The organism is Pseudoalteromonas sp. PAST1 (assembly GCF_021532515.1).
Taxonomy (GTDB): Bacteria; Pseudomonadota; Gammaproteobacteria; order Enterobacterales; family Alteromonadaceae; genus Pseudoalteromonas; species Pseudoalteromonas simplex.
This window is the reverse complement of sequence record NZ_JAKGBH010000010.1, coordinates 18,620-38,998: the sequence shown is the minus strand read 5'-3', so window position 1 is coordinate 38,998 and position 20,379 is coordinate 18,620. Positions and strand designations below refer to the sequence as shown.

Here is a 20,379-nt window from a genome sequence, read left to right as displayed (position 1 = left end):
TTATTATTTTTTTCTTAAAAAAACGGCTAACTCAATATTAGCCGTTTATTTTCAACTATTTAGGTTAATAGTTAATCATAAAGATTCATTAATTCAGTGTCATTACATGTTGATTTAGTTTGCTTTGCGGCTTGGCTTAGCAAGCTGACGATTAAACTTAAATCAACCTGTTCATCTGCTGAACTATAAAGTTTAGTGCGTAATTTAGCAATTTCATCATTAAGTTGTGTGTTTTTGAGTGATGCTAATAAACATTCGATGGCCGCAGCATTTTTACCAGTCTGTTGTTTTGCGTAGTGGTTTAATGCGTTATAAAACCCAGAGTTATTGTTTTGTTTTGCAAACTGCTTAAGCTCATTTAACGATGCTGATGAACCACTGGTAGGTAATGGCTCAGCTGTCGGTTGCTGAGGACGCTTTTTAAAGTAAAGCACTAAGGTGATTAGCCAAAGTCCATAGCCGACCACTGCCACGATAATAAGCCACATAGGGGTCGTTACTTTTGTGACCGTTTGCATATTAGTTGGCGTATCACCCAGCTCATTAGAGCTTACGGTTTGCGGCTCTGCGATAGCAGGAGCTGTTGGTGTGAGTGGGTTTGTACTTGGCACAACTGTTAATGTACGAGCAGGTATGGTCGCATAGCTAATACGATTGATTTTAGTATTAAACCAAGGCAGCTTTATTTCAGGCAATGTGTAAGTGCCCGGTGTTTGCGGTAATAAAGCATAAGAAGCTGTTTGCTGAGAAATAACACGGCCATCACGTACCAGATGGTTACTCTCTTTTTCATCAGGGTAGCTTCTAAAGCCTTGCACCTGTGGCATATCGATATCAGGAAGTTGCTCTTTAGTAACCCCCAATGCAGTTAAAGTAATGGTGCGAGTGATAGGGGTGCCAACTTCAACGGTGTCGTCTTTTGGTTGCCATTGCTCATCAAGGTTAACCAGTTCGCTTGGTAGCCATGCACCTGTGTAGTTATCTGGGATTGGCTTGATTTCAACATCAACATCTTCGCCCATCGCTGAGACAGCCATTTGGCGATAGTTTTGACGAATACGGCCGTTGAACACAGGTGCCGTAATAGTATTTACGCCACTTTTTTGTGGCTGCACTAAGTACTCACGGGTGATCACTAAATAGCGTTTGCCATCAATTAACTCATAGTCTTCAGATTGCTTGTTAATTGGGGTTAGCTCAGCGTTTTCCATTTCTGGCGTAGTTAAGTTGCCATCCAGCAATTCTTTGTTGTTGTCTAAATACAATTTAACCGTATAAACACCGGCTTCTTGCACGTATAAGCTACTTGGCTTGATGCTGGTTTTAATGAAGGCTTCTTTATTTTGTTCAGAGGTTTGGCTTCGTTTAGCCACCGTTAGCTCAATGGGTTTTGAACTAACACCGGCAACAGTAAAGGCAGGGATGGTATAAGTGCCTTCTTTACGGGTCATCAGCTTTACAGACCAGTTGGTTTGCTTGCTGATTTCACCATTAATAATATTAGTGCGCGAGCTAACACTGGTTGGCCCTACAACAAAGTCTTTTAATAACACCGAAGTGTCAGGTTGCTCGCTGTTAATAGAGTCGTCTGCTGAGATGGTTAAAACAAAAAACTCACCAGCAAGGACAGGGTTTTTATCAACACTTGCCTGTAGCTGGGTGGCAGCCCAAAGCGGCGCTGCCGCGATTAGCAATAAACAACATAATAATCGCATTACCATGATTTTTCGGCTCCTCGTGGACGACGTTGATAGTTTCGTTTTTGTGCTTCTAATTGCATTTTATTTCTTAATAAGATCGCAGGATCATCGGGAACTTTGCGCAGCAGCTGGTTAAGTTGCTGGGCTTTTTCTTTCTCTTCATTAGTCAGTTCAGCAGCTTGTGCCTGCATGGCTTGTTGCTCTGCTTGCTGTTTAGCTTGTTCATCACTTTGCGATGGCTGTGGCTGAGCATCTTGTTGCTCGGGAGCTTGCTCTGGCTGTTGTTCTCCTGATTGTGACGACGTGTCTGCTTGTGATTCCATTTCAGGTTTGTTTTGCTGGTCACTATTAGACTCGCTTTGCTCACCTTTTTGATCTGATTGCTCACCTTGCTCTGACGGTTGTTGGCCATCTTGCTGCTCACTCTGCTCTGAGTTTTCACCTTGCTGTGAATTTTCACCCTGTTGCTTTTGCTGGTTATCTTGCTGGCCATCAGAGTTTTGTTGATCGTTGTTTTGCTGTTGATCTTGTTGCTGTTGTTGCTCTTGCTGCTGCAATAGCTGTTCAACGAGGGCTTGGTTTTCTTTTGCCTCAGTGAAGTCATTTTTAAGCTGTTGGGCTTGCTTATATGCTTCTATGGCTTGTTCTAGCTCACCTGCCTTAGCAAGGGCATTTCCGTAGTTGTACAAACCCGTCGCCGATTTATCTTCACTAAACGCATCCATGGCCGCTTGGTAATTACCTTGCTGATAAAGAGCAGCGCCTTTTAATTGCGTGTTTTGTGCTTGGGCGGCTTGTTCAAATTGATTTTGCTGATAGGCATCAAGAGCACGTTGGTCTTGGTTTTTAAATACGTCTGGTAATTCAGCGGCGTAAATCTGTTGCTGAGGTAGGAGCATAACAAACAAAAAGCCAAGCACTAGGCTGCTACGACGAATTAAAAAGAGCGCTAACGGCAATAAAATAATCAGGCCGTAAATACCGGCATCAACTCGCCATAATGCTTGGCTTTGTTTCTCATCTTTGAGTACTTCTGCATTGGCAGTGGGGGCAAATGTTTGAATATCCTGATTACTGGTTTGATACAGTGCGAATTTGCCACCGCTATTACGTGCAAGCGAACTTAAGCGGCTAACATTAAGCGTCGGAATAACAATCTGTCCTTGAATGTCTTTTAAAAAGCCACCTTCTGGTAGCTTAATCGGCGCACCTTGCTCTGTGCCAACGCCGTAGACATTTAAGCGATAATTAGACTGAGCGGTAAAGCGGCTAATATCTTCTTGATCTAGGCTATCAACCCCATCGGTGACTAAAATAATATCACCATCTAAATAGCCAGCTTGTTTAAGTAAATCATCGGCTTTTTCTAGGCCTTCAATAACATTCGAACCTTTGCTCGGCATGATATCTGGGCTCAGGCTTGGGATAAGGTTAGCCAACGTGCTAGCGTCATTGGTTAGCGGCGAAATAGTAAATGCAGAGCCTGCATAAGCGACCAATGCCGTATCACCTTCTTTGAAAAGCTCAATCATATCAAGTGCTTTAAATCGAGCTTGAACTAATCGGCTTGGTGCTATGTCGGTACTGAACATGGAGTACGACATATCCATCACAATAACTCGCGCATTCTTTGCTTGAAACACCGGAACTTGTTTCTTTTCAAAGCTTGGACCTGCTGCAAAAACGATGGCTAAAAGAGTAAATACAGCAACTAGCCAAAGCGGTTGGCTTTGTTTTTTATGATTGTCGCTCATTACAAACTGCGCCAAATGGGGCGCAATTAAATCAGCTGGGGCGCTTTTTTTGTTGCGTACCAACAGCACACTAAAAATAATCAGCGCGGGGATTAATAGCCAAAGTAGGGCAGGGCGAATAAATTCAAAATCCATACTAGCTCTCCTGCTTAAATTGGCGAATAAGACTGACGAGCATTGCTATGCTTATTAAGCCTAGCGCCACAAGCAGTGGAATATAAAACAATGAAATTTGTGGGCGGAACGTTTGCTCATCGCTACTAATTGGCTCAAGCTTATCGAGCTCTTGGTAAATTTGCTGTAAACCAGCCACATCTTTTGCTCTAAAGTATAAGCCGCCAGTTTGCTCGGCAATGCGTTTTAGTAAAGTTTCATCCAAGTTACCACCACTCATACCACCCATATTAAACAGGCTAAAGCCACGTTTACTATCTGAGCCAACACCTATGGTATACACTTTAATGCCTTCTTCGCGGGCTAACAGTAGCGCATCTTCAGGATCAAGGTTACCGGCAGTGTTTTGACCATCGGTTAATAGCACTACGATACGGTTACTTTCATCTTTATTAGCAAAACGTTTTACGGATAAACCTAATGCATCACCAATGGCTGTTGCTCTACCTACTAGGCCAATTTGCGCTTCGCTGAGCATTTGGCTCACCGTTTTAACATCACGGGTAAGGGGGGTTTGTAAAAATGCGGTATCCCCAAATAAGATAAGACCAAGGCGGTCACCTTGACGCTGTTCAATAAAGTCACTGAGTACAGCTTTTACCATAGTGAGCCTATCTACATATTGATTATTTCGATACTCCATATCTTGCTCCGTCATCGAGCCAGATAAATCCACCGCCAGCATAATGTCGCGTCCTTCATTAGGCAGCGTAATAGGTTCATCAAGCCAAGTTGGGTTTGCAATAGCGACAACCAAAGAGACCCAAACAGCCCATTCGAGCAATGAAACTTTGCGGCTATGTTGCTGTACTGCTTGATTATTTAAGCCTAGCTTAGCAAAGCCAGGAATACGTAAACGTAACTGCCCTTGTTGTTTTAAGGGCATGAAGCGGCTCAATAACCAAGGTAGGGGTAAAAGCACAAAACACCATGGCCAACTAAACTCAAACATTAATTGGCTCCTTGAGTTTAAAGTTGCTAATAGCATTGCGTAATTTAGCTGCAAGTTCAGCATTATTACTTTGTTGTTGATAAAGCGGCATTAGTTCGTCGTAACTAAATTTATCGCCACTCAGTTTCGATAAACTTTCAGACCACTTTGCCAAAGGCTGAGAAGCAAGTTGGCTGTTGTAATAATGACGAGTTAAGCGTTTTAAAATAATGTGTAGCTCTTGCGTATCCTCATCGCTGAGGGTTTTACTTAATTTAATGGCTTGTTTTTTGGCTTTTTTAAACTGCTGGTTTTTATATAAAAGCACTAAGCCGATAATTAATAACGAACAAACTAAGGCGATGATCAGCCACCAAATTGGAGCAAGTGGCCACCATGCAACCTCGGTCGGTGCAATGACATCATGTAAGCCATCTAGCGGATTTTTTTGCATTGTTACTTTCTCACTAATTGCAGCTCAAGAGGAGTGGCTGCACTGAATGAAATTAAACTAAGCCCAGATTTTTGTAAGCGTTTTAATCTGTTAGAAAACGACGCTTCGGCAGACTTAGCAAAGCGCTCGCGAAATTGCTTATCCATTAGTGGTAAAGCAAGCTCTTGGCCATTTGCTGATACAGTCACCGTTTGTTTAAAAGCAGGTAGCTGGTGCTCGAACGGATCGCTAATATGGCAGCCAATCAATTCACAGTGCCTGCTCAGCATTTCAAGTTGTTTGAAACTGGCTTCATCAAGGGCACTAAAATCCGAGACGATATAAACCAAGCTCCCAGGCTTTGCTAAATGATTAAGGCGTTTAAGGTTTTCGCTAAAGAAGCTGGTGGCTGTTTGGTCGATATTAGTTAGAGCTTGGCTGTGAATATCACATAAGTTGTGACAAAGCTTTAACACGGCTTTTTCACGTGAGGTCGGTTTTAATTCGTGATGACCTTGCTGATTAAACACCAAGCCACCAATGCGATCACCTCGTTGACACGCCGACCAAGCAACCAGTGCGCTGATGTGCGCTGCTTGCACTGACTTCAACAGTAACTTTGAGCCAAACAGCATCGAGTTAGAAAAGTCGGTAAAGACGAAAACAGGGCGTTCTTTTTCTTCTTGAAACAACTTAGTGTGGGTTTCGCCAGTCCGTGCAGTAACACGCCAGTCGATAGAGCGTATGTCATCACCGGCTTGGTAATGACGCACCTCGGTAAACTCCATACCGCGGCCTTTATGGGGCGCAAGGTATTGCCCAGCTAAGCTGTTTTTGATTTTTACTTTGGGCGCAAGTTCTAGCAAACGAGCTTTGGCTTTGTAATACATCAACTCTTTGAGTGATAAATTGACGCCTTGACTATGACTCGCTGCTAACCACGCCGCTGTATCAAATTGGCTCGACATAGCTTATGGCACTGCCACCAATTCTAAAATACGGCTGATCACATCGTCTTTACTGATGCCATCGGCCTGTGCTTCGTAACTTAAGATAATACGGTGACGCAATACATTATGCAGCACTGCTTGAATATCATCTGGGGCAACAAAGTCACGGCCTTCTAGCCAAGCATGCGCGCGGGCACACTTATCAAGGGCAATCGTTGCACGTGGGCTTGCGCCATATTCAATCCAGCGGCCAAGTTGTTCATCAAGCTCTGCTGCTTCACGAGTGGCAACAATTAACTGTACTAGGTATTTCTCAAGCGGCTCAGCTAAATACAAACCTAATATCGCTTTACGGGCAGCAAATAGCTCACTTTGACTAATTTGCTGTGTCGTTGCTTGCTTGTCAGAAATAGCCTCGCCACGGGTTAGGCGTAGGATATCTAATTCGTGTTCAGCACCCGGGTAATCAATGCTCAAATGCAATAAGAAGCGGTCAAGCTGAGCTTCTGGTAGTGGGTAAGTGCCTTCTTGTTCTAGCGGGTTTTGGGTTGCCATAACCATAAATAGATCAGACAGTGGATAGGTGTTTTTACCTACTGTTACTTGGCGTTCAGCCATGGCTTCTAGTAGGGCTGATTGCACTTTAGCAGGAGCACGGTTTATTTCATCTGCCAAAATTAGGTTATGAAATAATGGGCCTTTTTCAAATACGAACTCACTGGTTTGCTGGCGATAAATATCGGTACCAGTTACATCTGCAGGTAATAAGTCTGGGGTAAATTGTACACGTTGGAAACTGCCTTCAACGCCTTTCGCTAAGGCATTGACTGCACGCGTTTTCGCAAGACCCGGAGGGCCTTCAACTAATAAGTGGCCATCTGCCAAAATTGCGATTAACAGTGCTTGAGTTAATTGTGGTTGGCCGATAATTTGCGTGTCTAGATATGATTTTAATTGTGAAAATGCGTTAACTGCCATAATAAAAAGACTGTCCTAAAAGCGTGAGTCAAAAATTGTTTTTGTTATGCGCCAATGCGTTATATTCAGTACCGATAAATTATTTGCACGGTACCGTGGTGGGGCGCTATTAACAAGTTATAAGGATTCAAAAGTTATAACACAAGTGTTAGACACAAAATCCTCAAATAGTTCGTTATTTTTTTAAGGATTTTTAGCCTACCATATAAATACGGTGTTTTTTTGTAAATAGGCCGAAAAAAGCCTATGGTTGAAAACTTACTATTGGCATTCGTACACGGGTTGTTTTAGAATCAGGAAAAACAAACAGGTCAGACCTGTCAGCGGGAGAGCATAAATGTCTGAGCAAAATATACTTAAAACAGCAAAAGGCGATCGTATCGCTATCGTTAGCGGCCTGCGAACGCCATTCGCAAAGCAAGCCACAGCATTCCATCATGTACCAGCCCTTGATATGGGTAAGTTAGTTGTCAACGAAATGCTTGAACGACTTAACTTTGATAAATCTGAAATTGACCAACTTGTATTTGGACAAGTAGTGCAAATGCCAGAAGCGCCAAATATTGCCCGTGAAATCGTATTAGGTACGGGTATGCCTGTTTCTGTTGATGCTTATTCTGTTTCGCGTGCGTGTGCAACAAGTTTCCAAGCCATTGCTAACGTAGCCGAGTCAATTATGGCAGGCTCAGTGCAAGTAGGTATCGCTGGTGGTGCTGACTCATCATCTGTATTACCAATTGGTGTTAGTAAAAAATTAGCGGGTAGCCTTGTTGATTTAAACAAAGCCCGTACGCTTGGCCAGCGATTAAAGATTTTCTCTAAACTACGTTTAAAAGATTTACTTCCGGTTCCGCCTGCGGTCGCTGAGTACTCTACTGGTTTATCTATGGGTCAAACAGCAGAGCAAATGGCGAAAACGCACAGCATCAGCCGTGAAGATCAAGATGCTTTAGCACATCGTTCGCACACCCTTGCAAGTCAGGCGTGGGCTGATGGTAAACTTAAAGATGAAGTAATGACAGCCCATGTTGCACCTTATAAGAGCTTTATTGAGCAAGACAATAACATTCGTCATAACTCAACCGTTGAAGGCTACGCGAAATTAAAACCAGTATTTGACCGTCAGCACGGATCAGTGACTGCAGCTAACGCAACGCCATTAACTGATGGGGCGGCTGCGGTATTAATGATGAGTGAGAGTAAAGCCAAAGCATTGGGTTACGACATTCTAGGTTATGTACGCAGTTTTGCTTTCTCAGCAATTGGTGTACATGAAGATATGCTAATGGGTCCGGCGCACTCAACGCCAATTGCCTTAGATAGAGCAGGTATCACATTAGCTGATTTAGATTTAATTGAAATGCATGAAGCATTTGCAGCGCAAACACTGGCTAATATGAAGATGTTTGCGTCAGATAAATTTGCACAAGAAAAGCTAGGTCGCAGCAAAGCGATCGGCGAAATTAACATGGACAAGTTCAATGTATTAGGTGGCTCACTTGCATACGGTCACCCATTTGCGGCAACAGGTGCGCGCCTGATCACGCAAAGCTTACATGAACTTAATCGTCGCGGTGGCGGCTTAGCGCTTACGACTGCGTGTGCAGCGGGTGGCTTAGGCGCAGCCTTTGTATTGGAGAGTGCGTAATGACAGATTCAGTATTTAGTTTATCAGTGGCTGATGACGGCGTAGCCGTTGTAACCATTGATGTGCCGGGTGAAAAAATGAACACCCTGCGCAGCAGTTTTGCAGAAGATTTAAAAACCTTACTCAAAGACGCACAAGCGCAAGCAGTAAAAGGCATGGTATTTATCAGTGGTAAAAGCGATAACTTTATCGCCGGTGCTGATATTAAAATGCTTGATAGCGCCAATAGCCGTGAAGATGCATTAGCGTTAAGCGAGATGTGTCAGCAAGCATTTTTTGATATGAAAAAGCTGCCTTTCCCAACAGTAAGTGCTATTCATGGTGCTGCATTGGGTGGCGGTTTAGAGTTTGCTTTAGCTTGTGATTATCGCGTGTGTTCAGACAGCGATATCACTAAGCTTGGTTTGCCAGAAGTACAGTTAGGCTTATTACCTGGCGGTGGTGGTACTCAACGTTTACCAAAATTAGTTGGCCTGCAAAAAGCACTTGAGTGGATGCTTACAGGTAAGCAAGTGCGTGCTAAGCAAGCGAAGAAAACAGGCTTAGTAAATGACTGTGTACCACATAGCGTATTGCTAGATGTTGCTAAAGAGTTTGCTCTTAAAGGTAAGGCGAAGGTTACTAAACCTAAGTTAGATCGTTTAAGCCAATTACTTGAGTCGAACCCATTTGGCCGCAATATTATTTTCAAAAAAGCACAAGAAAACGTGCTGAAGAAAACAGGCGGTCATTACCCAGCACCTTTAGCCATTATTAAAGCGGTTCGTGCAAGTGTTGAACTTGATCAGTTAAAAGCATACAAAACTGAAGCTGAAGGTTTTGCCACGCTGGTAATGAGTGATGAGTCAAAAGCATTACGCGGTATTTTCTTTGCAACCACCGAAATGAAAAAAGAGTGGCGTAATGATGATGCACCAGCAATCGCTAAAGCGGCAGTTTTAGGTGGCGGCCTCATGGGCGCGGGTATTGCCCATGTTAGTGCTGTAAAAGCGGGTGTTCCAGTGCGCATTAAAGATGTGGCTGAAAAGGGCATCAGCAATGCAATGAACTACAGCTATAAGATTTTAGATAAAAAGCAAAAGCGTCGTATTTTATCTAAAGCTGATCTACAGCAAACCATGAACCGCATTACCGGTACTACCGATTACAGCGGCTTTAAACACATTGATATCGTTATTGAAGCGGTGTTTGAAGATCTTGCTTTAAAGCAAGGTATGGTGGCTGATGTAGAACGTGAATGCCAAGACAACACGATTTTTGCAAGTAATACCTCATCATTACCAATTGCACAAATTGCTGCTGATGCAGCACGCCCAGAAAATGTAATTGGTCTGCATTACTTCTCACCTGTTGAGAAAATGCCACTTGTTGAGATCATTCCACACGCTGGTACCTCTGAAGAAACCATCGCTCGTGTCGTTAACTTTGCCCGTAAACAAGGCAAAACACCGATTGTGGTTAAAGACATGGCTGGTTTCTATGTAAACCGTATCTTAGCGCCTTATGTCAATGAAGCGGCTAATTTACTGCTTGCAGGTGAGCCAATTGAAAAGATTGACCAAGCATTGGTTGAGTTTGGTTTCCCGGTAGGGCCTTTAGCGTTACTTGATGAAGTCGGGATTGATATCGGTTCTAAAATTGCGCCAATCCTTGAAAAAGAATTGGGCGAGCGCTTTAAAGCACCTGACGCCTTTAATCGCTTAATCGACTCTAAGCGTTTAGGTCGTAAGACTGGCCGTGGTTTTTATCTTTACGACAAGAAAGATAAAAAAGTGGATGAGTCAGTTTACGAGCTACTTGGTGTTACGCCATCACCTCGTTTAAACAAGAGCGAAATTGCTAAACGTTGTGTTGCGCAAATGCTTAACGAAGCGGTGAGCTGTTTAGATGATGGCATTATTGCAAGCCCACGTGACGGTGATATTGGTGCTATTTTTGGTATCGGTTTCCCACCATTCTTAGGCGGTCCATTTAGCTATATGGATAAACTGGGTGCAGCACAAGTGAGCTCAGAAATGGCGACTTTTGCTAACTACAACCCAATTTTCACACCTTGCGATACGTTAAAAGCAATGGCTGAAAAGGGTGGTCGTTTTTACCAAGCAGAAAGCGAAGAGCCGGCTGTAGCTGAAGCTAAGCCTGTCGATCCGGTTGAAGTAACCAAAGAAGTGGTTGAAGACGAGCAAGCGTCAGAAGAAGCTGATAAAGAAACGACTAAAAGCTAATTCTTTAAATTAGTTAATTTTAAAAGCCCTGCTCATTGAGCGGGGCTTTTTACTTTAAAGAAATGTAAGGTATTTTATGGCGTTACTGTGATTTTATATTTAACATTAGCCAATTGTTCAATGACTTAATATAAACAAGGATGTCAGAGTGTCTACTTCATGGAAGCCTAAAGGCTTTATCGCAATTATTCTTGGTGTGTTGTTACAACCATTTGTATTTTTGTACGTTAACAAATTCAGGTTGTTTATCACTTACCTTGCCTTAACGATCCTATGTTACTTGCTTGACATTAAAATCCAAGCTAGTGCAGGAGAGGCTGATTGGTATCAAGGCATTTATCTCACAAGTGTGTTTATAATTATATGTCCACTCCATGCTTTTTGGATAACTAAACACTATAACGCAGATAAGAAGCGGCCTTGGTTCGCAAATTGGTGGGCTGTCACTTTAATTTATCTTGCCGTCTCTGTTGCTCTTATTTTAATGAGAATTTTTTCATTTGAGCCTTTCACTTTACCAGCTTCATCTATGGCACCGCAGTTAGATAAAGGGAGCCAAGTTCTAATTAGTAAAATAGGTTTTGGTAATTATCGGTACTTAGGCTATCAAATTTCAAGATCACCCATGTCAGCTAAAGTAAGTCGAGGTGATGTTGTTGCTTTTCAGTATCCGCAAAACCCTGATTATACTTGGTTGAAACGTGTAATAGGGGTGGGTGGCGATAGGATAGTTTATCAAAATAAAACGGTTTATATTAAAAAAGCATGTAATGAGAGAGCCGACATCTGCGCAGACTTCATCCCTTTAGAGCAATCTCTCGTTTCTCAAACTGAAGGTGGGCTTAAAGTTCTGCAAGAGGTAAATGATGGTAAACGTTATCAAATTTTACTAAATGAGAATCACCATGAACAGGTAAGTCATTATTTCAACCAAGTTGGCAGCGAAAAGGCGGAATGGATCATCCCTAAAAATCATTACTTCGTTTTAGGTGACTCTAGAGATAATAGCTCAGATAGCCGCTTCTGGGGCTTTGTTCCTAAAGATAACGTGATAGGAAAAGTGATTTATATTTGGTAGCTGCATAAGCTGCAGTATTGGCCATAAGTGGTATTTAACTCACCAAGTTGGTTTGTTATAACTAGGTTTATTTACAAAGCGATTAATCACCATGACTCTCACCACTGCGCGATTAACATTAAGGCTGTTAAATGCCGATGACTGGCCGCTGTTTTATACTTTGCATAATGATGCTCAAGTGATAGAGAAGTGCTTCGATAAGCCCTCAGAGACGCAACTACGAGCAAAGTTTAATGAGCGTTTAAAGCCTTGGCAGCCAAATTCGAATTCACCACTTTGTTTAGTTATTGTTGAAACCAGTACGGGTAAAGAGGTGGGTGTGACGGGGTTTACTTCATCAACAGTGCCAGATAGTCAAGAAGTTGGTTATTTGCTACTGCCTAACTTTCATGGTCGTGGCTATGCCACAGAGTCTTTGCAAGCGGTGCTTGATTACGCCAAATCAGAACATGCTGTGCGTGAATTTAAAGCGGTTGTCACCGAGGGTAATATCGGTTCAGAAAAAGTACTTGAGAAATGTGGTTTTCAGTTAGTCGATAAGCAACTAGATGCGTATGCTATTGGCGGTGTTTTGTATACCGATCATCATTTTCATTTAAGTTGCACTGATCACAGAGCGTGATCAGTGCGCAATTTTACAGATGAAGCTCAATTGCTTTTCTGTCTTTTTCTGGCATATTCGCAACCACTAAATCAAACGAATTATCAATCATTCGTTCAATCTCTCCCTGTGGTACGGTGCCATCTAAAATAACCGTATTCCATAAACGTTTGTTCATGTGATAACCCGGGATCACCGACGGGAAAATATCACGCAGTGCTTGGGCTTCATCTGGATCGCATTTCAGATTTAGCCACCATACAAGGTTTCCCTCATCGTCAGTTTGACCTTCTTTGCCCTCGGCAAGGGTAGCAAACATTTTATGATTCACCTTGTAAACGTCGACATCTTGGCCAAATGGTTGGGTGATCATCACCAATGGCTTTTTCATTAAATACTCGTGTACTGTGTGTTGATTCATGATCCAATCCTTGAAGTCATTTTTCGTAGTTATAAACATAGCAGCTTTTTCGTAGTTTGGAGACAACTATCGTTATAATTTGCTGAAAAATAATATAAATAAAGGCTCTGAGATTAAACTGTAAATTTTTATTGAACAAAAGCTATTACGTGGTAAATTTCTGTCATCAAAAAACGATAGGAATACACCCATGCCTAAGGCAAGTGAAGTTAAAAAAGGCGCCGCTATCGAGCATAACGGCCGTGTTTTAGTAGTTAAAGATATTCAACGTTCTGTACCACAAGGTCGTGCTGGTGGCAGTTTATACCGCATGCGTTTATACGATGTGGTAACAGGCGGTAAAGTTGATGAAACATTTAAAGACAGCGATATGTTAAAGCTTGCTGATCTCATTCGTCGCGAAGCAATGTTCTCTTACATTGATGGTGAAGAGTATGTTTTCATGGATAATGAAGACTACACGTCATATAACCTTAATAAAGAAGCGATCAGCGAAGAGATTTTATTCGTTAATGAAGAAACTCAAGGCCTTCACGTGATTGTGATTGATGGCTCACCAGTTGGCTTAGATTTACCATCAAGTGTTGAGCTTGTTGTTGAAGAAACAGACCCTTCAATCAAAGGCGCTTCAGCAAGTGCACGTTCAAAGCCAGCACGTTTAACAACGGGTTTAACGATTCAAGTTCCTGAGCATATTTCAACAGGTGACCGTATTCGTATCAACACCGTTGAACAAAAATTTATGGGACGCGCAGAAAAATAACTCTGTGGTCCATTAGAGAACCGGCTTTTTGCCGGTTTTTTGCTTTATTAGTAACTCGCTCATTACAAAATTCATTGAAAAAGGAACGAAAAACGCGCATTATTACCGGCTTACGAAAACAATAATAATTATCAGTAGTAGATTAATGTTGAACCACGGATTGGAAAACAGAGAATACATCAAACTCCCTGAAGGCGTTGATATCGCCATTACTCCCGCTGGCGTTGTTGCCAGAAGCTATGCCTACATTATCGATTTTATTATCCGTAGTTTGGTTCTACTTGCTGTTGGTACTGTATTGGCCTTCTTTGGTGATGCAGGGCAGGGGCTTATCTTAATTGCTTACTTTTTAATTTCATGGGGATATAACATCCTGTTTGAAATGGAAAATGGCCAAACGCCGGGTAAAAAACGCCTTAAAATCCGTGTTGTGCAAGACAATGGCTTACCAGCGAGCTTTTCGCAAATTGTAGTGCGTAACTTACTACGTCCAGCCGATATGCTACCTATAGGCTATTTCTTAGGCCTTGTGGTTATGTTGTTTAACAACCGTTTTAAACGCATTGGTGATTGGGCTGCAGGCACTATGGTTATTTACGACGATGAGTTAGCTATGCGCCCAGAATTATCACAAGGAGAAGTGCATATTCCTACCATTAGCTTAACCACCGAAGAGCAATTAGCGGTGCTTGCTTTTGCAGAGCGTCATGATGAATTATCGGATGCAAGGCGTCGTGAGTTGGCAGCTATTTTAGCTACTCCTTTTTCTGCTGCAGAGCATGAGATTGAGGCGCAGCTTGTTAGTTACGCACGCCACTTTGCAGGTCAAGTTCAACACGATAACGATTACCCGCAGCAGGAGGGTAAGCAATGAAGCAAACTCAATTTGTAAAATCAAATAGTGTCAGTTGGGATGAGTTTGAAGCGCTTTGCGAGCAAAATAGTGCAAAGTCTTTACCTGTTAATTTCCCTAACTTGTATCGCAAAGTCTGTAATGATTTAGCCATTGCGCAAAGTCGTCAATACAGCCCAGTGTTGATTGAGCAAATAAACAGGCTGGTGCAATTAGGACAAAAGCGCCTTTATTTATCTCGAAGCAATCAATTTTCTGAAATATGGCATGTGGCCCGCACGGCATTTCCACGTGCACTGTATGAAAATCGTTTAATGCTTGGCATTAACTTATTGGCATTTTGGGGATTGGCCTTAGTTGCTTTTATTTGGGTGACAATTGACCCTGATGCCGCTTATACATTTTTAGGGCAAGGTACAGTGCTTAATATCGAACAAATGTATAACCCTAGTGGTAGCGTTCAATCGGCTGAGCGCGGCGCATCACAAGATCTGATGATGTTCGGGGTCTATATCTACAATAATATTGGCATTGCATTTCAGATGTTTGCAGGTGGTGTTCTGTTCTGTGTTGGTGCTGCTTTTTTCTTGTTGTTCAATAGTTTTTATTTTGGTGCCGTTGCGGCTCACATTGTCAATGTTGGATTTGAAGGGCCGTTTTTTTCATTTGTAATAACCCATGGCTCATTTGAGTTAACCGCTATCATCATTGCCTCAGCGGCCGGGTGTCAAATAGGTTACGGCTTGTTAAATCCTGGGCAGTATACTCGCGCATATGCGATGAAACAGGCTGCACAAAAAGCACTTCCACTGATTGTTGGCGCATTTTTAATGTTAGTCATTGCCGCTTTTATCGAAGCATTTTGGTCACCCCGTGATATTGCTAACGAAATTAAATATTTAGTTGGCAGCGGCTGTTGGGCTTATGTCATTTTTCGCTTGTACAGGGGAATGCGCTATGGAACTTAATCGTCTTAGCTTCAATCCTCGCAAGCGCAGTGCTTACGAAACCTTTGATTTAACAGTGTTGCTAGTTAAGCAGCATGCTGTCGCATTGGTCTCTTTGTATTTGATGATGGCCGTGCCCGTATTTTTAATTGTTGGCTTTCTAGTAAACTGGGGCATAGGCGGCTTTGTTGTTTGGTGGCTTAAACCTGTATTTGAGCGACCATTACTTGATTACATGTCAAAAGCGGTTTTCAATCAGCCAGTCAGCATAATGAGTAGCTTAAAGTTACTCAAGCAGTTAAAAATCGCTGATATGCTTGCGCATTTAACCGTTTTTAGGCTCAGCCCAAACAGAGCATTTTTAGCCCCCGTAGAGCAACTTGAGCGACTATCAGGTGAGCGCAAAACCAAACGTAAGCAGGTGTTGTTTGCTTCAAATAAGCCTAAGCAGACATTGTGGATGCTGTTTTGTGTACATTTTGAGTTTATCTTATTGATGGGAATATCGGCACTGACAATTGCACTTGTGCCCCATTCATTCTCTGCACAAGAAGCCATGTACCAAATTTTTGAAGCGCCGATCTGGGTTGAGATAGCGTTTAACTTTATTTATATCTTCAGTATTTCATTAGTGGCGCCGCTTTTTGTTACTGGCGGTTTCCTTGCTTATTTACACCGCCGTGTTGAACTAGAGGGCTGGGATATCGAGCTGGCATTTAAAAATATTCGCACCCGTCTTGCAGGCGTAGTCAGTGCTGTAGCACTTCTTCTGCTGACAACATTTACGCTGCAACCATCAACAAGCTATGCAGAGCAAATCGATAAGCAAGCTGTAAAAGAGCAAGTTACTGCTCTTTATAATGAGCCTAATGTCATCGAAACTGAGACTACGTGGGTGCCAAATATCGAAGCCAAAGCGAGTTCATCAGATAGTGATTGGTCTTGGCTTATCGATGTATTTACTGCCATTGGTGAAGTGTTTGGCGTGTTAGTTTGGGTATTGGTCGGCTTATTAGTTATTTGGCTAGTGTATTACCTGATGCAAAAACGTGGCTTTTTTGCCAACTTAAGCTTGCCTGAGCGCAGTAAAGTGAATGAACAGCCAGTGATCCCAACCTTATTTGCAGAAATTAAAAGTAAGGATTTACCTACTGATTTAATTGCTGCTGCAAAGCAGTGTTTTGAGCAAGGGCAGCACCGCTTGGCGCTGGCGTATTTGCTTCATCATGCGCTGAGTTGGGCGCAGCAACGACATGAAGTGCGCTTACACCGCTCGATGACTGAGCGCGAATGTAAACGTGCAATTGATGCTAGGGTGCCAAATCAAGGGCAAGCAATTTTTGCTCGCTTATTTTCTGCGTGGGTCACGGTCGCTTGGGGCCATAAAACCCCTGATATCGACTTTATCGAGCTGATTGAGCAAATTACAGCTATGACAGCTGAGACTAAGGAGCAAGCCCATGAAGCTTAAGGTTGTGCTTATTGCGGCGCTCGTATTGTTTAGCCTATTTGCTATTGCGGGTATTGCCTCTTTAGATTGGCAGAAAAAAGAAATAGAGATTGGCTTTCATAGTGATGTCGCAAAAGATAACTTTACGATGGCTCAACGGCTACTTAAAGCCAATGGTATCGATTGGAATAAAAACAAGCGCTTGGCAGAGCAAGCTCAAAGTGATGAGTTAAACATAGACCCACAAAGTATCTTAATTTTAGATGAGGCAGTGCTTGCTGATTCTTACCTGTTAGATGTACAGCTGGCTGATTGGGTCGCTGAAGGCGGACGCTTGATTTATGTATTAAACAGGCAACGTGATGAGCTGGCAATTGATAGCACCGTATTTTTTAGTCAGCTTAGTATTAATGTAGAAAGCCAAGAAGATGTCTTTGAATATGATTTTGCAATGCTCAAAGAGGGGCATAAAAATAGTACGCTCTCAATTGATGAAAACACTCAGCTTGACCTTGAGCTAAGCCGTGCCTTTTTTATTGAAAACTGCCCCGGTGTGAATACCAATAATGATAACGGCGACACCTTGATGTGTGACTTTGCGTTTGGTCAAGGTCGGGTCATTGTGATGCCATCGCTGTTACCTTTTACTAATTACCGACTTCGCCACCTTGATCATGGCAGCTTATTACTTTGGTTAAGTAAAGGGGCTAAAAAAGTAACCTATGTCCCTTACCTGACTTACCCAAATTGGTTTGCCAAATTATGGCACTGGAGCTGGCAATGTGTGGTGACGTTGCTGTTATTAATTGTGCTTGCAGTATGGCATATCAGTAGTCGCATCGGCCGCTCTTATGCTCCTGACTTCGATGTAAAAACCAGCTTTAATCAGCATATTCGAGCAGTAGCAAACTTTTATTCTGAGCATGGTCACGAAGCCGTGTTATTTACTGCTCTAGAAAAAGATTTTTACGCCAAAGTAGAGTCGCGAGTGCCTAACTTTAAGATGCTTAGTGCTGAAAAGCAGGCGCAGATCATCGCTAATTTAACTCATTTTGAAAAACAACAGGTGGCAGAGTTGCTTGCTAGCAAGTTGCCTGAGTCAAAAGAACAACGAACAGAATATATAAAACGATTTAAACAATTAAGGAATGCCTTATGAGCACGGAATTAGACACTAATCGCATGAGCTTAGTTGAGGCAGCTGATGCAGTAAAACAAGTAAAGCATAACATTTCGCGTGTGTTAGTCGGTCAAGATGCCATTGTTGAAGATGTGCTTACGGTACTCTTTGCGGGTGGTCATGTGTTACTTGAAGGGGTTCCAGGGCTTGGCAAAACGCTACTGGTTAGAGCCTTAGCAAAAAGCTTAAATGTAGATTTTTCGCGAGTGCAGTTTACACCGGATTTAATGCCTTCAGATGTTGTTGGTCATAGTTTGTATGATATGAAATCAGGTGAATTTAATATCAAAAAAGGCCCAGCATTTACTAATATTTTACTGGCTGATGAAATCAACCGTGCACCCGCAAAAACGCAATCAGCCCTTCTTGAGGTGATGCAAGAGCAACAAATCACCATTGATGGGGAGTCATTATCTATTGATTCACCGTTTATGGTATTAGCGACTCAAAACCCATTAGATCAAGAGGGGACGTATCCACTGCCAGAGGCTGAATTAGACCGCTTTATGATGAAAGTTGAGCTTGGTTTTCCTTCTCATGAATCGGAAGTTGAGCTTTTAAAACTGAATACACAAATTGTGTCTAATGAAACCAAAGTAGAGCAGCTGCCAGCAGTATTAGATGCTAAGCGTATTGCGGAAATTAAACAGCTTTGTGCAGATATCTTAGTCGACGAACAAATACTTAATTATGCCGTTGATATCGTGCGTAGTTCACGAACTTGGCAGGGCGTGTTGCACGGTGCAGGGTTACGTGCCTCAATTAATATTATTAAAGCCGCAAAAGTAATGGCATTAATGAATGGTCGTGACTTTGTAACCCCAGATGACGTGAAGTCAGTGTCAGTGAATATTTTAAGGCACCGATTAATTTTATCGGCTGATTTGGAGCTGGAAGGGGTGTCATTTGATGAAGTGATCAATGCCATTTTAGCCAGTGTTGAAGCGCCGCGCTCATGAATCGCATCAAGCATAGACCTGCAAAACGCTTAGTACAATTAACAGCTTTGTTGCTGTTATTGTTGTTTGTCTGTGCCATTGCATCGGTTGACAGCTTAGTGTTAACGGCCTTGCTCCTAGTGCCTTTATTGGTCGCATTTTTCGATTATATGGCGGCAAAGTCAGAGCCTTTACTTGAAGTAAGCGCACAAACGAACCTCAACATGGCTTTGTATCGACGCCAACCCTTGCAGATAGTGATTAAAAACAAAGCGAAGCATGCGACCATGCTAGATGTCAGTGTTCATTTGAGCAATGCAATTGAGCTGCAAAAGCCACAGCAAACGGTGTTTATTGATGCAATGCAACAAGCAAAGCAGAGCTTTACATTACGCGCTCACAAGCGAGGCGATGCGCAGATCAGTGCCATTGAACTTAGAGTTGGGTCGCCATTTGGCCTTTGGCAAACAAACTGGCTAGCTGCGCAAGCGATTCAACTAAAAGTGTATCCCGATTTTAGCCGTGTGACTTCAAAGCAGCATTTAAATGGCGTAGTGAATAAGCCTATTTCAGGGTTAAAACTCACTAAAAAGCGCGGTGATGGTATTGAGTTTCAGCAGTTACGCGAATACCGCCAAGGTGATAGTGTTAGACAAATAGACTGGCAGGCGACTAGTAAGCGTCGAAAACTCATTTCTCGAGAGTATCAAGAAGAGCAAAACCAACATGTTATAGTGATGCTAGATGCCTCTAAAAAAATGGCCATCGAAGCCAATGAAGGTAGCCACTTTGATCATGCTTTAAATGCATTGTTACTGCTGTCGCATACAGTTTTAAAGCAAGGTGACTGGTTTAGCATGCAAAGCTTTAACCAAAGCCTGCGTTGGTTACCTGATGTAAAGGGTGCGCAGAATGTATCACGGGTAATGAATCACTTTTATGATCTATACCCAGATAAGAGCAGCAGTGACTATTTAGTGGCTGTGAATCAATTAATCGCTAAACGCAGTAAACGTTCTTTAGTGTTATTAGTTACCACCCTTGATGAGCAAAGCATTGATGAGTTAATGCCTGCAATTAAGCTATTACAAAAACACCATTTAGTGGCACTTATTAATATTAATAACCGTGCTGTAAATGAGGTGCTCGAAGAGCCTATAGAAAAGTACGAAGATGCAACCAGCTATTGTGCAGCTTTAGCACTGTTAAATTCACATAAAGCCAATATGGCAAAGCTGAAAAAACAAGGGGTGATAGCCATAGACTGTAACCCTGAGCAGTTACTGCCGCATGTGCTTAACACCTATTTAAATGTGAAGCACTCCGGGGCATTGTAATAACCTAGTACCAACCCG

General features: G+C 42.4%; 18 protein-coding genes. 11 read left to right on the top strand and 7 right to left on the bottom strand.

The annotated features are described in order from the left end of the window. Positions 1-71 precede the first annotated feature (71 nt). The 6 genes from L1272_RS06825 to L1272_RS06800 are packed head-to-tail and all read right to left on the bottom strand — an operon-like array spanning position 72 to position 6,920. Positions 72-1,721: a BatD family protein gene (locus L1272_RS06825; protein WP_235373046.1), complete on the bottom strand. Its 1,650-nt coding sequence runs from the start codon at positions 1,719-1,721 to the stop codon at positions 72-74. Beyond that, complete coding sequence (locus L1272_RS06820) at positions 1,715-3,589, bottom strand: vWA domain-containing protein (protein ID WP_235373045.1); 1,875 nt, start codon at positions 3,587-3,589, stop codon at positions 1,715-1,717. The genes L1272_RS06825 and L1272_RS06820 overlap by 7 nt, the downstream gene beginning before the upstream one ends. Before the next feature lies 1 nt (position 3,590). Continuing rightward, positions 3,591-4,580 (bottom strand): vWA domain-containing protein, encoded by a 990-nt coding sequence (locus L1272_RS06815; protein WP_235373044.1) that lies wholly within the window; start codon positions 4,578-4,580, stop codon positions 3,591-3,593. Beyond that, positions 4,573-5,013: a DUF4381 domain-containing protein gene (locus tag L1272_RS06810; protein ID WP_235373043.1), complete on the bottom strand. Its 441-nt coding sequence runs from the start codon at positions 5,011-5,013 to the stop codon at positions 4,573-4,575. Before L1272_RS06810 ends, L1272_RS06815 begins: the two co-directional genes overlap by 8 nt. A gap of 2 nt (positions 5,014-5,015) precedes the next feature. After that, positions 5,016-5,960 (bottom strand): DUF58 domain-containing protein, encoded by a 945-nt coding sequence (locus L1272_RS06805; RefSeq protein ID WP_235373042.1) that lies wholly within the window; start codon positions 5,958-5,960, stop codon positions 5,016-5,018. A 3-nt stretch (positions 5,961-5,963) separates the two neighbouring features. Then, on the bottom strand, positions 5,964-6,920 hold the full coding sequence (locus L1272_RS06800; RefSeq protein ID WP_054553219.1) for an AAA family ATPase: 957 nt from the start codon (positions 6,918-6,920) through the stop codon (positions 5,964-5,966). Between the two features lie 337 nt (positions 6,921-7,257). On the opposite strand from L1272_RS06800, the gene fadI reads away from it, so the two are divergent. From fadI to L1272_RS06780, 4 genes are all read left to right on the top strand, one after another. Next, complete coding sequence (gene fadI, locus L1272_RS06795) at positions 7,258-8,568, top strand: acetyl-CoA C-acyltransferase FadI (RefSeq protein WP_054553218.1); 1,311 nt, start codon at positions 7,258-7,260, stop codon at positions 8,566-8,568. Further along, entirely contained in the window at positions 8,568-10,793 is a 2,226-nt protein-coding gene (gene fadJ / locus L1272_RS06790) for a fatty acid oxidation complex subunit alpha FadJ (protein ID WP_235373040.1), read from the top strand. Before fadI ends, fadJ begins: the two co-directional genes overlap by 1 nt. A gap of 148 nt (positions 10,794-10,941) precedes the next feature. Further along, positions 10,942-11,871, top strand: coding sequence for a signal peptidase I (gene lepB, locus L1272_RS06785; RefSeq protein WP_235373038.1), 930 nt, complete (start codon positions 10,942-10,944; stop codon positions 11,869-11,871). Between the two features lie 91 nt (positions 11,872-11,962). Next, positions 11,963-12,493, top strand: coding sequence for a GNAT family N-acetyltransferase (locus tag L1272_RS06780; RefSeq protein WP_235373037.1), 531 nt, complete (start codon positions 11,963-11,965; stop codon positions 12,491-12,493). 13 nt (positions 12,494-12,506) lie between these two features. On the opposite strand, the gene L1272_RS06775 is transcribed toward L1272_RS06780, so the two are convergent. Further along, positions 12,507-12,893 (bottom strand): MmcQ/YjbR family DNA-binding protein, encoded by a 387-nt coding sequence (locus L1272_RS06775; protein WP_054553214.1) that lies wholly within the window; start codon positions 12,891-12,893, stop codon positions 12,507-12,509. A 190-nt stretch (positions 12,894-13,083) separates the two neighbouring features. Between L1272_RS06775 and efpL the strand changes: the two genes are divergently transcribed. The 7 genes from efpL to L1272_RS06740 all read left to right on the top strand — a co-directional run bounded on the left by efpL (position 13,084) and on the right by L1272_RS06740 (position 20,361). After that, entirely contained in the window at positions 13,084-13,656 is a 573-nt protein-coding gene (gene efpL / locus L1272_RS06770) for an elongation factor P-like protein EfpL (RefSeq protein WP_235373036.1), read from the top strand. Positions 13,657-13,801: 145 nt separating this feature from the next. Next, on the top strand, positions 13,802-14,530 hold the full coding sequence (locus L1272_RS06765) for an RDD family protein (protein WP_054553212.1): 729 nt from the start codon (positions 13,802-13,804) through the stop codon (positions 14,528-14,530). Continuing rightward, entirely contained in the window at positions 14,527-15,477 is a 951-nt protein-coding gene (locus tag L1272_RS06760) for a stage II sporulation protein M (protein ID WP_235373035.1), read from the top strand. Before L1272_RS06765 ends, L1272_RS06760 begins: the two co-directional genes overlap by 4 nt. Continuing rightward, complete coding sequence (locus tag L1272_RS06755; RefSeq protein ID WP_138599014.1) at positions 15,467-16,927, top strand: hypothetical protein; 1,461 nt, start codon at positions 15,467-15,469, stop codon at positions 16,925-16,927. Before L1272_RS06760 ends, L1272_RS06755 begins: the two co-directional genes overlap by 11 nt. Beyond that, complete coding sequence (locus L1272_RS06750) at positions 16,917-18,065, top strand: DUF4350 domain-containing protein (RefSeq protein WP_235373034.1); 1,149 nt, start codon at positions 16,917-16,919, stop codon at positions 18,063-18,065. Before L1272_RS06755 ends, L1272_RS06750 begins: the two co-directional genes overlap by 11 nt. Beyond that, entirely contained in the window at positions 18,062-19,045 is a 984-nt protein-coding gene (locus tag L1272_RS06745) for an AAA family ATPase (protein ID WP_054553208.1), read from the top strand. Before L1272_RS06750 ends, L1272_RS06745 begins: the two co-directional genes overlap by 4 nt. Further along, a complete protein-coding gene (locus tag L1272_RS06740) occupies positions 19,042-20,361 on the top strand; it encodes a DUF58 domain-containing protein (RefSeq protein WP_235373033.1) in 1,320 nt (439 codons plus the stop codon). Before L1272_RS06745 ends, L1272_RS06740 begins: the two co-directional genes overlap by 4 nt. Positions 20,362-20,379: the final 18 nt, after the last annotated feature.

What these genes read in the sequence shown, in the direction of transcription:
- L1272_RS06825 (WP_235373046.1), bottom strand. Translation starts at nt 1,721, where the DNA reads ATGGTAATGCGATTATTATGTTGTTTATTGCTAATCGCGGCAGCGCCG.
- L1272_RS06820 (WP_235373045.1), bottom strand. Translation starts at nt 3,589, where the DNA reads ATGGATTTTGAATTTATTCGCCCTGCCCTACTTTGGCTATTAATCCCC.
- L1272_RS06815 (WP_235373044.1), bottom strand. Translation starts at nt 4,580, where the DNA reads ATGTTTGAGTTTAGTTGGCCATGGTGTTTTGTGCTTTTACCCCTACCT.
- L1272_RS06810 (WP_235373043.1), bottom strand. Translation starts at nt 5,013, where the DNA reads ATGCAAAAAAATCCGCTAGATGGCTTACATGATGTCATTGCACCGACC.
- L1272_RS06805 (WP_235373042.1), bottom strand. Translation starts at nt 5,960, where the DNA reads ATGTCGAGCCAATTTGATACAGCGGCGTGGTTAGCAGCGAGTCATAGT.
- L1272_RS06800 (WP_054553219.1), bottom strand. Translation starts at nt 6,920, where the DNA reads ATGGCAGTTAACGCATTTTCACAATTAAAATCATATCTAGACACGCAA.
- fadI (WP_054553218.1), top strand. Translation starts at nt 7,258, where the DNA reads ATGTCTGAGCAAAATATACTTAAAACAGCAAAAGGCGATCGTATCGCT.
- fadJ (WP_235373040.1), top strand. Translation starts at nt 8,568, where the DNA reads ATGACAGATTCAGTATTTAGTTTATCAGTGGCTGATGACGGCGTAGCC.
- L1272_RS06780 (WP_235373037.1), top strand. Translation starts at nt 11,963, where the DNA reads ATGACTCTCACCACTGCGCGATTAACATTAAGGCTGTTAAATGCCGAT.
- L1272_RS06775 (WP_054553214.1), bottom strand. Translation starts at nt 12,893, where the DNA reads ATGAATCAACACACAGTACACGAGTATTTAATGAAAAAGCCATTGGTG.
- efpL (WP_235373036.1), top strand. Translation starts at nt 13,084, where the DNA reads ATGCCTAAGGCAAGTGAAGTTAAAAAAGGCGCCGCTATCGAGCATAAC.
- L1272_RS06765 (WP_054553212.1), top strand. Translation starts at nt 13,802, where the DNA reads ATGTTGAACCACGGATTGGAAAACAGAGAATACATCAAACTCCCTGAA.
- L1272_RS06760 (WP_235373035.1), top strand. Translation starts at nt 14,527, where the DNA reads ATGAAGCAAACTCAATTTGTAAAATCAAATAGTGTCAGTTGGGATGAG.
- L1272_RS06755 (WP_138599014.1), top strand. Translation starts at nt 15,467, where the DNA reads ATGGAACTTAATCGTCTTAGCTTCAATCCTCGCAAGCGCAGTGCTTAC.
- L1272_RS06750 (WP_235373034.1), top strand. Translation starts at nt 16,917, where the DNA reads ATGAAGCTTAAGGTTGTGCTTATTGCGGCGCTCGTATTGTTTAGCCTA.
- L1272_RS06745 (WP_054553208.1), top strand. Translation starts at nt 18,062, where the DNA reads ATGAGCACGGAATTAGACACTAATCGCATGAGCTTAGTTGAGGCAGCT.
- L1272_RS06740 (WP_235373033.1), top strand. Translation starts at nt 19,042, where the DNA reads ATGAATCGCATCAAGCATAGACCTGCAAAACGCTTAGTACAATTAACA.